Below are 12,219 nucleotides of genomic sequence, written 5' to 3' on the forward strand. Positions count from 1 at the left end.
TTTTTCACCTACAGCAAATCAGGTTTTTCTAACGATTGCGACGACGCGGCCCAGCACATGCAGTTCGTTGTCATATGCCAATTCGTCGCGGACATTCTGGTTGTCGCTCATGATTTTGACGGAGCCATCAGCCATCTGACGCAGGCGCTTGACCATCCCGCTGTTGCCATAGGCGCACGCCCAAATTTTGTCCGCAAGGTGCAGCGTCTGTTCGGATGCATCGATCAGCAGGAGGTCACTGTCGAGTATCGTGGGTGCCATCGAGTCCCCTATACCTTGTGCGAAATATAGGTGGTCAGGCGAAGCGCCGGTGTAAATTTTGATCCAATCGCGCGAGAAATGGCGGACCGTTGTCGTGACCGGAACCTCCAACTCGGTTGCACCCATGCCATAGCGCAGGTCGATTTCGCGAACCGGCACCAAGCCAAGCTCACCGGCGATGACGTCAGTTGAAGGAAGGGAGACATAACCTTCAGCAGGATCATCTGTTTCGCCGGTCAAATATGCAGGCGTGGTTTGCAGCGCTTGGGCGATCTGGTGGAGGTGTTTCGATCCCTGCGCGCCGTTCTTGATCAGATGATTGATGCTAGGTTGTTTGATGCCGACGCGCCGCGCTAATTCCGCCTGCGACATGCCCAAAGTCTCAAGCCGGGACCGAATGCGACTGCCAAAATCCATGACGCGACACCCTATAGACTCGTCTATAGACGGAAAGTTAGATTTGTCTATTGACTGACCTATAGATGCGTCTATAGATGGCTCTATGAACAACAAACTCTCCTTATCTCAGATGCTTGCGTTAGCAGTCCAACGCGGGATCGCGCCGTTAGGCAGCGTTACTCTGTCCCCGTTCCAGGCACTTCAGCTTGCTGTTGATCTAGCCGGCGGTCAGTCCGCCATGGGCCGCATCTGCAAAAAGACGCAGCCTACAGTCTGGAAATGGCTTCAGACATCAAAGCGCCTGCCGCCCGAACATGTGCTTGCCGTGGAGGCTGACACTGGCGTCTCCCGCCACCTTCTTCGCCCCGACATTTACCCCCTTTCGCTGCCCACCGAAGGCATCGACCCCGGTGAAGAATGCGGGGGCATCATACCGGCTCTGTCTGTGCCCGTCCCTTGCGATCGGGTCGTCAAATTGCAACGAAAGGACATCGACTGATGCCCGTTATCACCATGCCCGCGCGAATGCGCGCCAAGTCTTTCTCGCATGCCGAACATCTGGAAATCGGTTTGCTCAACGCGCTGTTCGATGCTGGTCATCCGATAAGCGTCACCGATCTGGAAACGAAGCTGCGCTGCACCCGACGCGATCTCTTCCGGGCCATCACCTCCCAATATCGCCACGGCAATATCCGCAAGGGACAGCCCATCGAACTCACCAACTCCGGCCATATCGCCGTAGCAGCTGGACGCCATGCTGGCGCCATAGCGGTGGCGGCATGAACAGGCCCGAATATCGCCTGCGCGGCCAATTTGCTTCCCGTCACACCTACATGGTGCCGGAAGAATTGGCATCGCTGCAGCGCGCCGAACCCGCTTCGGCTCCCCAGCTGCCGTGCTGGTATAGCGTCGCCTTATTCCTGTTCATGAGCAGCGCCACCATCTTCGCCATGTGCGCCATGGGGCGGGCTGGGGCATGACCAAGGTCCGTGCCCCTCTATCCTTTTCCCTCGCCATCACGACGGCCGTCGCCCTCATTGGCTGGGACCAAGCCGCCGCGCTCACGCGCCGCGCCAAGCGCACCGTGCGCCATTGGAGCGAAAGCGACCGCAAGGGGACGCCGACGCTTGACCAGGCCATCGCCCTTGATCGCGCCTATATGGAGGCCGGCGGCGATTTCCCGCCCATTCTGCAAAGCTATGCCCGCCAGCTGGACGTTACGCTGGGCCAGTCCCTGGCCTGTCGCGCGGCGCTTGCCCAGGCAATCACAGATCTATCGAAAGAGACGGCCGACGCCATCGGCAGCAGCATCCCTGTGATGCAGCCAGGTGTCTCCGACACGGCCGTCCATCGCGCCATTGCCGAAACCGAGGACGTCGCCAGCGCCGCGACCCGCCTTCTTGGTCGGCTGAAGTCTTTCGTGAACGGCAATGGAGCCGGTCAGCGAGCAGCAGGGGAAGCATGATGACCAATGGCCGGGGGCCGAAACTCAATAATGGCGGGGGCGCGCCTCGCATGCCGTCGGTGCAATGCCCCGGCTGCGGCGAACGGGCCTTTGCCCGATCGACAACCGGCAAGGCCACGCTGCTCTACCGCGAGGTCTATTATCATTGCCGGAACGTCGAGCGCTGCGGTTGCCAGTTTGTCGTCAGCATGGCGACGCTGCGGGCGACCGTGCCCAGCCGGATGCCGCAACCGCTGGCCCCGCTGCCTATGACCCAATGGCGTCATGCGGACAACGACCGCGCCGCCAATGACGATGGCGGGCCGCCCAGCGAACCCGCCGCCGACGCCATAACCATCTGATCTAGCGGGTCGCACCGCCTCGATCGCCACCCAATCCACCCGGCGGACCCCGCCGCCGGGAACGCCCTTTCCTTGCCTTCGAAAGTCCCATTCTCGCCATGTCCATGCGTGACGATATCCGCCGCGAATTGCTGCCCAGGCTGAAAGCCGATTTCCAGTGGAAGACCGATAAGGGATCGTGGCTGCGTCGTGGCAAGTGCCCCGACTGCGGCGCCTTCGAGGTCTATACGAACGCCGAAAGCCCCTGGGTGCTGAAGTGCAACCGGCAGGAAAAATGCGGGTGGGAAGAGACGGTTCGCGACCGCTATCCCGAAATCTTCGACATCTGGTCGAACCGCTACCAGAAGACGCGAGAGAACCCCCATGCGGCGGCCGACGCCTATCTGACCGACGCCCGCAAGCTCAACCTGATGGGCATGCGCGATGCCTATACGCAGGAGTGGTTTCAGGATCAAAAGCGCGGCATCGGCTCCGCCACCGTGCGTTTCCCGCTCCCCGGTGGCAGCTGGTGGGAACGGCTGATCGATCAGCCTGGCCGTTTCGAGAAGAAGGCCAATTTCGCCTACGGCAAGCCCTACAAGGGGCAGGCGTGGCAACGGCCTGACGTCTCGATCGAGGACATGGCCGATGCGGACAGCATCTGGATTGCCGAAGGCATCTTCAATGCCTGGGCGCTGGAGCAGGCCGGCCAGCGCGCCGTCTCCGCCATGTCGTGCAACAACTATCCCGAAGAATTCCTGAAACGGCTTCGGGCGCATATTGCGACATCGGACAACCCCCTGCGCTCGCCCAGGCTGGTTTTCGCCTATGACGCCGGCGGCGCTGGCACCAGCGCGAGCCGGCAACATGTGAAGCTGGCGAAAGACCAGGGATGGCAGGCGAGCGCCGCCCAGCCCTGCGGCGAAGACGAAACCGGCAAGGTGCTGGATTGGAACGACCTGCTGGGCCTCGAACGGCTGACCGCCGACCATCGCGCCGAATATCTGTGGTTCGGCAAGGTGCTGTTGGCGAAAGACGCCCAGGAAAAGGCCTTCCTGATCTGGGAAAAGCACCGCTGGACCAGCTTCCATTTCACCTTCGGCAACCGGACCTATTGGTGCGCGATCGACGTCGCCGTGGTGCAGGAGAAGATTGACGAATATCGCAAAAGCCGCACCCGCGAACTGAAGGACATCGACGCCAGCGTAGAGGCGGAAATCCGCATGCAGGCCTCGCGCGAGGCCCTGATGGTCGAGGAAATCGCCAACTGCGCCTTCCGCGTCCTCTACCGCCAGCGCGACGACGCCACGGACGAAACCAAATTCTTCCTCAACATATCCTTCCCCAGCGGCAAGCGCCCGTCCGTGAAGGGCGATTTCACCGCCGCCCAACTGCGCAAGGCCTCGAATTTCGAAGACCGCCTCTTCGCCTTCGGTGGCGTCTGGACCGGCAGCGCACACCAGCTGACCCGTATCCTGCAACAGCAGACGCCCGACCTGCCCGACGTCCGCCCGCTGGGCTTCACCGGCTATTGCCGCGACGCGAAGGCCTATGTCTTCGGCCAGTTCGCCGTCTCCGGTGGCCGCGTCTATCGGCCCAACGACAATGAATTTTTCCAAATCGGCAAGCAGGCGCTGAAGCTGGGCACATCCGAACGGCTGCTGGATATCGAATACGACGCGGACCAGCTGGACACCAACTGGCTTGCTGATCTGTGGACCGCCTACGGCCCCAAGGGCATCACCTGCCTGACCTTCTACTTCGCTTCGCTTTTTGCAGAGCAAGTCCGCGGCGAGATGAAATCCTTCCCCTTCCTCGAAATGCATGGCCTGCCAGGCACCGGCAAGACGACCCTGATCGAATTCCTGTGGAAGCTGATGGGCCGCGAGAATTACGAGGGCTTCGACCCCGCCAAGGCAACGCCGGCGGCGATGGCGCGCAACCTGGGCAAGGTCGGCAACCTGCCCGTCGTGCTGATCGAGGGCGACCGCCGCGAGGAAGCCAGCCACGCCCGCAAGTTCGAATGGGAGGAACTTAAGACCGCCTATAACGGGCGCACCGTCCGCGCGCGCGGCGTGAAGAACGGCGGCATGGAGACATTCGAACCGCCTTTCAGGGGCGCGGTCGTCATCGAGCAGAACGAACCCGTCAATGCGAGCCGCGCGGTGCTGGAGCGCATCATGTCGCTCGGCTTCGATATGTCGAACTTCACCAATGAGACGAAGGCGGCGGCCGAACGGCTTGAACAATGGCCCGTCGAAAAGATTTCCGGCTTCATCGTCCATGCCGCCCGCCGCGAACAGGACATCATGGCCCGGTTCCGCCGGGCTTTCGCCCGATATGAAGCCGAACTGCTGGGCATGCCGGCGATCCGCACCAACCGCCTCGCCAAGACCCACGGCCAGCTGCTCGCCTTCCTCGACGCGATCCGCGCGATCGTCCCCATCAATGACAACCAGCAGGCCGAAACCGCCCGCTTCATCGTCCAGATGGCGAGCGACCGTCAGCTGGCCGTCAACAGCGAAGACCCGATCGTCAGCCTCTTCTGGGAGCGGTTCGACTATCTGGAAGAGAACGAAACCAAGGGTGCCAGCACAGGCAGGATCAACCACCATCGTCGCGCGGACGAAGGCCTGATCGCGGTTCGCCTGAACGAAATGGAGGCCCGCTGCGCCGAAAAGCGGCTCCAGCTGCCCACCCATTCCGAACTGATCCGCGCCCTCAAAACCTCGAAATCCCGCCGCTTCATCGAACAGGCGACGGTCAATTCCATCAACGACAACGTCGGCGCCGTCCGCTGCTGGGTCTTCCATGACCCGTCGCGCGCGGTCGCCAAGCACTCCTGACAGCGAAAGGACGATCCATGCGAAACGCTCCCTCTCTTCTTGTCATGCTGGCCGAAACCGAACCGGCGGCCCGCCCCATCGTCATGCCCTGGGAATATGTCGCCATGCGGCGCCGTGCCGCCGGAATGACGATCGAACAGGTGGCAAAGCCATACTGGCGCCGCCCCGAACACCAGGCCGAAGTCGAACGGAATATCCGCGAACTCGAAACCGTTGGCTATCGGATGCAGCGCCATTTCTTCGGCGCCGATATGTCCCGGGCCTATAGCTTCAACCTCGACGTCTATCGCCAGCTTTGCGACACCCCGCCGGATCAGCACCCCCGCCTGTGCCTGGCATGCGGGTGGGATCAGTGGACGACCCAATACGACACCTACGGCGACGACGTCACCTGGTCGGAAGCTGATCCCGACCTTTGCACCCGCTGCGAGCAGCTGGAACGCAAAAAGGTCATCGGCTGATGCGTCGCCCCGTCCCGATCCACGCGATGACGTGCAGCTGCGGCCGATGCCGACCGCTGGCCGAACGCCTCGCTGAAGCCCCGACGCGCGCCCGCGCGGTCATCGCCGCCGGCGCGATCGGCGCCGGCGTCCTCCTCGCCCATTTCGGCCCGCTGATCGTGGCCACCATCACGAACTGAAAGGAATTCCTATGTCCGAAGGCAATGCAGCAACTGAACAACTCCGCCTTTTCATCGAGCGCATCGAGCGTCTGGAAGAAGAAAAGAAGGGCATCGCGGACGACATCAAGGACGTCTACCTGGAAGCGAAAGCCAATGGCTATGACACCAAGGCGATGCGGAGCATCGTCCAGATCCGCAAGCTGGAGCGCCACGCGCGGCTTGAACATGAGTCGATCGTTGACACCTACAAGAACGCTTTGGGGATCGAGTGATGGTCAGGGGCCTGATCCGCACCCTATTCATCATCGCCGCCCTACTGGCGATCCCGTTCATCATCGCCGGCGCTCTCGCGAGCACAAAGGGAGAAAGCCGTTGAATCGCTCGCCGCTGCTGCTGACACCTGCGGAGGCGGCGGAGCGCCTTCATATCAGTGACAAGACCTTGCGCCGACTCCGACAGCAGGGTCATATTCGTTACGTTGCCATCACCGACCGCAAAATCCGTTACCGACCGGAGGATTGCGACGCCTACGTGGCGAACCGCATCCGCGAGGATCATCAATGTCCGTCTACAAGCCGAAAAACTCGACCATCTACCTCTACGACTTCCAACATCGTGGTCGGAGATTTCACGGCTCGACGGGCCAGAAAACGAAGCGCGAGGCGGAAAGGGTAGAAACCCGCAAGCGGGCTGAAGCGGCCCTCGACATCAAACATCGGAAGCCGATCACGATGGACGAGGCCGCCGGCCTATACGAAGCAAAGTTGCGCAAGGAGGAGCGTTGGAGCACTTCCACCGAAAGCTGGCTCGATAACTTCGTCAATTCGATCGGCGCACGGTCGTTCATGTCGGACATCGACCATACCGACATTGGTGCCTATTTCCGGCAGCGCGCCGCGCTGGTCGAGGGCACCAGCGTCAATCGGGAAATCGACGTCGCCCGCGCCTTCTGGCGGGCGACCGATCGCGCGAAATTTGACGTCGGTGAAATGCCGGATTGGGGCGCGATGCGCTATGCCGTGAAGGAACATGATCCCCGCGAACTCCAGTTCGATGAGGAAGATCGCCTGCTGTCCACCATCCGGCAGGATTATCAACCATTCGTGAAATTCGCGCTGCTGTCGGGCTGGCGCGTTTCCGAGGTGCGGACCTTGCTTTGGTCCGATCTGGACTTGCCGGCGAAGGTGGCCTGGCGAACTGTCAAAGGCGGAAATCGCATCAAACGCCCGCTGACCACTGATATGATCGTCCTGATCGCCACGCAGCCGCAAGCCTGTCCCCAGGTCTTCACCTATGAATGCCAGCAAAGCCGCCAGAAGCGCCGCAAGGGCCAGCGCTATCCCATTTCGAAGGATGGTTGGCGGAAAGTCTGGGGCGAGGCTCTGACGGCCGCCGAAATCGAAAATTTCCGCTTCCACGATCTGCGCCACACGCGCGGGACACGCATCCTCCGTAAGACCGGCAACCTGGCCGCCGCACAAAAGGCTCTGGCACACAGGAATATTCGCACGACGCTGCGCTACGCCCATGCGTTCGATGACGACGTGCGAAAGGCACTCGAGGCTTCAGAGTCCCGAACTATTCCCGAAGTGGATGCAGCAGAAACCAAGAAAACCGCGTAAATCCGGCTCTCTAAGGCGATTGCGAAATTTCCGTGTAAACGAGACGCTCTACCAACTGAGCTAATCGCCCGATGCCAGCATTGATCGCGGGCGTCCGGTGCGCGCCTATCTACGGCAATCCGGACGCCGGTCAAGCGGGGAAGAGGCGATAATCGTCATGCGCAAAGGAAACGGCGGCTGGCGGTGAACCAGCGGGTCAGGGCTTCGGCCGTGTGATCGGCCAGCGCGATGAAGACGCGTCGTCCATCGTGCGGGTCGGCCTGCCGGTCGACAAAGCCCTTTTCGGTCAGTGTCCTGATCCAGCGCAGCGCGGTGGTGGGCGGCACCGCTGATGCGATGCACAGGCTGGATACCGACACCCGCTCATGCTCCAGCCGCGCGGCCAGCAAATCCAGCAGCATGTCCCAGGCGGGGTCGGCGAACAGGTCGGCGGGCAGGAAATCGTCGCGCAACCGGCGCGCGCGCAGCAGGTCGCGCACCTGCGCCGCCTCCAAGGTTGCGGCTTCGGCCGACTTGTCCGCGCTGCCGATCGGTTCCAGCGCGGGCATGCCGATATAGTCGCTTGGTTCGTCCGATATGCGCGGGCCAAGGTCGAAGGATGGCGTCGCGTGACGAGGCCGCAGGGTCAGTGCCTCCAGCGTGCGGGCGAGGCGGCTTACCTCGTCGCTCAACTGCTGGAGCTGCAGCCCTTCACTCTCCCGATTCACCTCATGAAGCGAGCGGGACGGCGTCTGGCGCGCGGCGGCCAGCAACGCGGCGGCCAGATCCGTATGTCCCGGCCGGCAAAGCAACTGGGTCCGCTCGCTGCGCAGGCAGGCATAAGCGAGATCGATCGTGTCCAGATCGGCGACCAATATGACCGGCATGTCATTCTGCAGCGCCAATGTCTCTATCTGCACTAGCAGCCGCTCAACCATCGGATCGGGCGATGGGCAAAAGCACAGGATGATGTCGCAGCCGATCTGCACGTCGAGCCGGTTCGATGCCTGATCCAGCGATACCGTGCCCAGCAGGCGAAGCCCCGCCGCCCGGCTCAGCAGCGCGGCATCGTCGTTATAGATATCGTCGGCCAGGATGAGCAGCCCGGGCCGCTCGTCCCGCGTGCCGAAGGGTTGGTCCGGCGATGCGCCAAAACCGATCTCTTCATGATCCAAACCCACGCCGAAAATCTCCATCCTGTTTGTTTCAGCTTATCGTAACGCCGTCGTTACGCAGCCAGACCATTCTCCACTATGGAGATTTAAGCCGCGCATCGCGCCCATCAGCGCGCCTGTAAACGGGTCTTTTCCCGAAATCGCCGTAACGGACACCAAAATGGAGCCATGATCGCCGCCGAAATGGCGGCAATGGCGTTCGTTCGATTCTTCATCCGATATGGATCAGCTTTTGCGCATTTTTGCTCAGACGGCGGTGCGCCGGGCAAAGTCGATATAGAGCGCGCGCAGCCGCATCGCGATCGGGCCGGGCTTGCCGCCGCCGATTTCCTGACCGTCGATCCGCACCACCGACTGGCAGAGCGTGGATGCACTCGTGATGAAGGCTTCCTTCGCCGCCAATGCCTCGGCGACGGTGAAGGGACGGCGGATGATCCCGATGCCGCTTTCCTCCGCCAGCGCCGTCAGCGCTGCGCCGGTGCAGCCCGCCAGCACCGCCTGGCTGTATGGCCGGGTGACGACGCCGTCCTCCGTCACGATGAAGGCGGTGGACGATGCGCCTTCCGTGACGAACCCATCCTCCACCATCCACGCCTCCTGCGCGCCCGCCTCGGCAGCGGCGCGCTTCGCCATGGCCTGGGCGAGCAAGCCGACGCTCTTGATGTCGCGGCGGGCCCAGCGCAGGTCCGGCATGGTCGCCACCGCGATGCCGTCGCGCGCGGCGGGCACGTCGAGGAAATGCTTGGCCTGGGCGAACATCACCAGCGTCGGCCGGATATCGGGGGAGGGCAGGAAATCGCGGGTCGCATCGGCGCCGCGCGTGATCTGGAGATAGACCAGCCCTTCGGTCAGCCCGTTGCGCGCCACCAATTCCTTCTGCGCCGCCTCGATCTCCGCCAGGGACAGCGGCAGGGCGATGCCGATCGCGCTGGTCGACCGTTCCAGCCGGGCGAGATGGGACGCGCTGTCGACCAGCTTGCCGTCGATCACGGCTGCGACCTCGTAAATGCCGTCCGCGAACAGGAAGCCGCGATCCAGTACGGAGACGCGGGCTTGCTCGATCGGCAGGAAGCTCCCGTTCAGATAGGCGATGGACATGAAGCTGTTCCTTGTCTGGGGGCGGCCGATCTGGCCCGGCGGCGTTGCCGGGTCAAGCCGCCTGCCCGCGCAGCGCCTTCTGCCGCCGCCGCTGCACCGACGATCCGATGCCCATGGCTTCGCGATATTTGGCGACGGTCCGGCGGGCGATGTCCGTGCCCTTGGCGCGAAGCAGATCGACCAGCGTATCGTCGGACAATATGGCATCGGGCGTTTCCGCCGCGATCAGCGCCTTGATGTGGCTCTTGACCGCTTCGGCCGACACGGCGCCGTCGCCGCCGGACGCCGAAACGCCGCTCGTGAAGAAATATTTGAGTTCATAGAGGCCACGGGGGCAGGACAGATATTTGTTCGACGTCACGCGGCTGACGGTCGATTCATGCATCTGGATCGCATCCGCCACGGCCTTCAGCGTTAGCGGCTTCAGATGCGCCACGCCCTTGCGGAAGAAATCCTCCTGCTGTCGGACGATCTCGCTTGCGACCTTGATGATGGTCTTCTGCCGCTGATCGAGCGCCTTGACCAGCCAATTGGCGCTGGCGAGGCAATCGGCCAGCCAGGCCCTGGACGTCTTGTCCTGCGGACCGGAGGCCAGCTCGACATAATAATGTCGATTGATCAGCACGCGAGGCAGGGTGGCGCCGTTGATCTCGATCGACCAGCCCTCCCGCATCGGACGCACGAACAGGTCGGGCGTCACCGGCGCTGCGCTTTCGGTGGAGAAACGCAGGCCGGGCTTGGGGTCATATCCGCGCAGTTCGCGGATCATGTCCGCCATATCCTCTTCATCCACTCCGCAAATCCGGCGAAGCTGGGGCAGGGCGCCCCTGGCGAGCAAATCCAGATTGGCGAGCAGCTTGGCCATGCAGGGGTCGTGGCGATCCGCTTCCCGGGCCTGCAAGGCCAGGCATTCCGACAGCGACCGGGCGCCGACGCCGATCGGGTCGAAACCCTGGATCACCATCAGCACCTGCTCCACCTGACTGAGCGGAACGCCCATGCCATGGGCGGTCTCCAGCAGGTCGGCCTCCAGATAGCCGGCCTCGTCGATCTGCCCGATCAGCTGCGCCGCGATCATCAGGTCACTGCCCGACAGCGCGCTGCGCGCCTGGTCCATCAGATATTCCTGAAGGCCCTGCTCCGGATTGGCGAAACTGTCGAAATCGGGCGCTTCGCCGCTTCCGCCCGACAGAAGGTCGTTCCCGCCGGAACCGATGGCTCCGCCTGCCATCCGGTCGCCCGGCCCGTCGTCGATAAAGGTTTCCGCGCCATAATCGACGTCCAGCGGCGAATCCGCAGCGCCCAGACCCTGGCTGATCAACTGGTCGGCATCGCCCGTGGCGGCTGGCAGATCATGCTGTTCCACCGTCCGGTCCACGCCGTCGGCGGGAGGCGCCAAATCTTCGGGCCCTCCCGCTTCCAGCAGGGGATTCTTCTCCAGCTCGCCAGCGACGAACGCCTCGATCTCCAGATTGGACAGCGCCAGCAGCTTGATCGCCTGCTGCAGTTGCGGTGTCATGACCAGCGATTGGCTCTGTCGCAGGTCCAGACGGGGCGCGAGCGCCATCAGCCCTTCCCCTCGCCGAAGTCAGGAAGGGTCGGTCCGCCGCTCATGTCAGAGCGAGAAATTCTCGCCCAGATAGAGGCGCCGCACGTCGGCGTTGGCGACAAGCTCGGTCGGGCTGCCCGCGAAAAGCACATTGCCGTCATAGATGATGCAGGCGCGGTCCACGATCTCCAGCGTTTCGCGGACATTATGGTCGGTGATCAGTACGCCGATGCCGCGCGTCTTCAACTGCTTCACCAGATCGCGAATATCCGCGATGGACAGCGGATCGATGCCCGCGAAGGGTTCATCCAGCAGCACGATCGACGGATCGGCCGCCAGGGCGCGGGCGATCTCGCACCGCCGCCGCTCGCCGCCAGACAGCGCCATGGCGGAGGAATCGCGCAGCCGGGTCAGGCCGAACTCGTTCAGCAACTGTTCCAGCCGCGCCTGCCGCGCCGCCTTGTCCGGCTCCGCCAGTTCCAGCACCGCGCCGATATTCTGCGCGACCGTCAACCCCCGGAAGATCGAGGTTTCCTGCGGCAGGTAGCCCAGGCCCAATATGGACCGCCGATACATGGGGAGCCCGGTGATGTCCTGCCCATCCAGCACGATGCGGCCATGATCCGGCCGCACCAGCCCCATCACCGAATAGAAGCAGGTCGTCTTGCCCGCGCCATTGGGGCCGAGCAGGCCGACCACCTCGCCCTTGCCGACGGTCAGCGACACGTCGGCCAGCACCACGCGCTTGTCATAGCTTTTGGCGATGGAGATAACGGACAGGCCCTCTCCCACTTCCTGGGGGGGAAGGGGCGATGCCGGGGCTGACCGGTCCTGCATCATTACGTCGTCCATCACTTCATCCTTGCTGCCGAATGCTTATCGC

16 protein-coding genes are annotated in these 12,219 nt (G+C 62.8%); 11 read left to right on the top strand and 5 right to left on the bottom strand.

All coding sequences use genetic code 11. The annotated features are described in order from the left end of the window. Nucleotides 1-18: 18 nt before the first annotated feature. Entirely contained in the window at nucleotides 19-678 is a 660-nt protein-coding gene (locus MRBLMC3_RS06615) for an XRE family transcriptional regulator (protein ID WP_363826903.1), read from the bottom strand. 112 nt (nucleotides 679-790) lie between these two features. On the opposite strand from MRBLMC3_RS06615, the gene MRBLMC3_RS06620 reads away from it, so the two are divergent. From MRBLMC3_RS06620 to MRBLMC3_RS06670, 11 genes are all read left to right on the top strand, one after another. Then, on the top strand, nucleotides 791-1,159 hold the full coding sequence (locus MRBLMC3_RS06620; protein WP_414714631.1) for a transcriptional regulator: 369 nt from the start codon (nucleotides 791-793) through the stop codon (nucleotides 1,157-1,159). Next, complete coding sequence (locus MRBLMC3_RS06625) at nucleotides 1,159-1,443, top strand: hypothetical protein (protein ID WP_363826908.1); 285 nt, start codon at nucleotides 1,159-1,161, stop codon at nucleotides 1,441-1,443. The genes MRBLMC3_RS06620 and MRBLMC3_RS06625 overlap by 1 nt, the downstream gene beginning before the upstream one ends. Then, nucleotides 1,440-1,640: a hypothetical protein gene (locus MRBLMC3_RS06630; protein ID WP_363826911.1), complete on the top strand. Its 201-nt coding sequence runs from the start codon at nucleotides 1,440-1,442 to the stop codon at nucleotides 1,638-1,640. The genes MRBLMC3_RS06625 and MRBLMC3_RS06630 overlap by 4 nt, the downstream gene beginning before the upstream one ends. Next, on the top strand, nucleotides 1,637-2,125 hold the full coding sequence (locus MRBLMC3_RS06635; RefSeq protein WP_363826914.1) for a hypothetical protein: 489 nt from the start codon (nucleotides 1,637-1,639) through the stop codon (nucleotides 2,123-2,125). The genes MRBLMC3_RS06630 and MRBLMC3_RS06635 overlap by 4 nt, the downstream gene beginning before the upstream one ends. Next, nucleotides 2,122-2,466: an ogr/Delta-like zinc finger family protein gene (locus tag MRBLMC3_RS06640; RefSeq protein WP_363826917.1), complete on the top strand. Its 345-nt coding sequence runs from the start codon at nucleotides 2,122-2,124 to the stop codon at nucleotides 2,464-2,466. Before MRBLMC3_RS06635 ends, MRBLMC3_RS06640 begins: the two co-directional genes overlap by 4 nt. A 104-nt stretch (nucleotides 2,467-2,570) precedes the next feature. After that, complete coding sequence (locus MRBLMC3_RS06645; RefSeq protein ID WP_363826919.1) at nucleotides 2,571-5,291, top strand: toprim domain-containing protein; 2,721 nt, start codon at nucleotides 2,571-2,573, stop codon at nucleotides 5,289-5,291. A gap of 44 nt (nucleotides 5,292-5,335) precedes the next feature. Then, nucleotides 5,336-5,752, top strand: coding sequence for a hypothetical protein (locus tag MRBLMC3_RS06650; protein ID WP_363826922.1), 417 nt, complete (start codon nucleotides 5,336-5,338; stop codon nucleotides 5,750-5,752). Next, nucleotides 5,752-5,931, top strand: a complete 180-nt coding sequence (locus tag MRBLMC3_RS06655; RefSeq protein ID WP_363826924.1) for a hypothetical protein — start codon at nucleotides 5,752-5,754, stop codon at nucleotides 5,929-5,931. The genes MRBLMC3_RS06650 and MRBLMC3_RS06655 overlap by 1 nt, the downstream gene beginning before the upstream one ends. Before the next feature lie 11 nt (nucleotides 5,932-5,942). Further along, nucleotides 5,943-6,185, top strand: a complete 243-nt coding sequence (locus tag MRBLMC3_RS06660; RefSeq protein ID WP_363826926.1) for a DUF2312 domain-containing protein — start codon at nucleotides 5,943-5,945, stop codon at nucleotides 6,183-6,185. Next, on the top strand, nucleotides 6,139-6,588 hold the full coding sequence (locus tag MRBLMC3_RS06665) for a helix-turn-helix domain-containing protein (RefSeq protein ID WP_363827025.1): 450 nt from the start codon (nucleotides 6,139-6,141) through the stop codon (nucleotides 6,586-6,588). Before MRBLMC3_RS06660 ends, MRBLMC3_RS06665 begins: the two co-directional genes overlap by 47 nt. Beyond that, nucleotides 6,474-7,535 (top strand): tyrosine-type recombinase/integrase, encoded by a 1,062-nt coding sequence (locus MRBLMC3_RS06670; protein ID WP_363826928.1) that lies wholly within the window; start codon nucleotides 6,474-6,476, stop codon nucleotides 7,533-7,535. Before MRBLMC3_RS06665 ends, MRBLMC3_RS06670 begins: the two co-directional genes overlap by 115 nt. Before the next feature lie 155 nt (nucleotides 7,536-7,690). On the opposite strand, the gene MRBLMC3_RS06675 is transcribed toward MRBLMC3_RS06670, so the two are convergent. From MRBLMC3_RS06675 to lptB, 4 genes are all read right to left on the bottom strand, one after another. After that, nucleotides 7,691-8,695 carry a MarR family transcriptional regulator gene (locus MRBLMC3_RS06675; RefSeq protein WP_363826930.1) on the bottom strand — a complete coding sequence of 335 codons (1,005 nt, stop codon included), beginning with the start codon at nucleotides 8,693-8,695 and terminating at the stop codon, nucleotides 7,691-7,693. Nucleotides 8,696-8,935: 240 nt separating this feature from the next. Continuing rightward, nucleotides 8,936-9,787, bottom strand: coding sequence for a D-amino-acid transaminase (locus MRBLMC3_RS06680; RefSeq protein ID WP_363826932.1), 852 nt, complete (start codon nucleotides 9,785-9,787; stop codon nucleotides 8,936-8,938). Nucleotides 9,788-9,839: 52 nt separating this feature from the next. Then, nucleotides 9,840-11,354, bottom strand: a complete 1,515-nt coding sequence (rpoN, locus tag MRBLMC3_RS06685; protein ID WP_363826935.1) for an RNA polymerase factor sigma-54 — start codon at nucleotides 11,352-11,354, stop codon at nucleotides 9,840-9,842. A gap of 48 nt (nucleotides 11,355-11,402) precedes the next feature. Further along, on the bottom strand, nucleotides 11,403-12,188 hold the full coding sequence (gene lptB, locus MRBLMC3_RS06690) for an LPS export ABC transporter ATP-binding protein (protein ID WP_363738344.1): 786 nt from the start codon (nucleotides 12,186-12,188) through the stop codon (nucleotides 11,403-11,405). Nucleotides 12,189-12,219: the final 31 nt, after the last annotated feature.

Origin of the sequence: Sphingobium sp. LMC3-1-1.1, from assembly GCF_040676285.1 — a bacterium.
Taxonomy (GTDB): domain Bacteria; phylum Pseudomonadota; class Alphaproteobacteria; order Sphingomonadales; family Sphingomonadaceae; genus Sphingobium.

Bases quoted from the DNA above. Each gene is read 5' to 3' on its own strand.
- MRBLMC3_RS06665 (WP_363827025.1), top strand. From the start codon at position 6,139: ATGAGTCGATCGTTGACACCTACAAGAACGCTTTGGGGATCGAGTGAT.
- MRBLMC3_RS06615 (WP_363826903.1), bottom strand. From the start codon at position 678: ATGGATTTTGGCAGTCGCATTCGGTCCCGGCTTGAGACTTTGGGCATG.
- MRBLMC3_RS06620 (WP_414714631.1), top strand. From the start codon at position 791: ATGCTTGCGTTAGCAGTCCAACGCGGGATCGCGCCGTTAGGCAGCGTT.
- MRBLMC3_RS06625 (WP_363826908.1), top strand. From the start codon at position 1,159: ATGCCCGTTATCACCATGCCCGCGCGAATGCGCGCCAAGTCTTTCTCG.
- MRBLMC3_RS06645 (WP_363826919.1), top strand. From the start codon at position 2,571: ATGCGTGACGATATCCGCCGCGAATTGCTGCCCAGGCTGAAAGCCGAT.
- MRBLMC3_RS06630 (WP_363826911.1), top strand. From the start codon at position 1,440: ATGAACAGGCCCGAATATCGCCTGCGCGGCCAATTTGCTTCCCGTCAC.
- MRBLMC3_RS06660 (WP_363826926.1), top strand. From the start codon at position 5,943: ATGTCCGAAGGCAATGCAGCAACTGAACAACTCCGCCTTTTCATCGAG.
- rpoN (WP_363826935.1), bottom strand. From the start codon at position 11,354: ATGGCGCTCGCGCCCCGTCTGGACCTGCGACAGAGCCAATCGCTGGTC.
- MRBLMC3_RS06640 (WP_363826917.1), top strand. From the start codon at position 2,122: ATGATGACCAATGGCCGGGGGCCGAAACTCAATAATGGCGGGGGCGCG.
- lptB (WP_363738344.1), bottom strand. From the start codon at position 12,188: ATGGACGACGTAATGATGCAGGACCGGTCAGCCCCGGCATCGCCCCTT.
- MRBLMC3_RS06680 (WP_363826932.1), bottom strand. From the start codon at position 9,787: ATGTCCATCGCCTATCTGAACGGGAGCTTCCTGCCGATCGAGCAAGCC.
- MRBLMC3_RS06635 (WP_363826914.1), top strand. From the start codon at position 1,637: ATGACCAAGGTCCGTGCCCCTCTATCCTTTTCCCTCGCCATCACGACG.
- MRBLMC3_RS06655 (WP_363826924.1), top strand. From the start codon at position 5,752: ATGCGTCGCCCCGTCCCGATCCACGCGATGACGTGCAGCTGCGGCCGA.
- MRBLMC3_RS06670 (WP_363826928.1), top strand. From the start codon at position 6,474: ATGTCCGTCTACAAGCCGAAAAACTCGACCATCTACCTCTACGACTTC.
- MRBLMC3_RS06650 (WP_363826922.1), top strand. From the start codon at position 5,336: ATGCTGGCCGAAACCGAACCGGCGGCCCGCCCCATCGTCATGCCCTGG.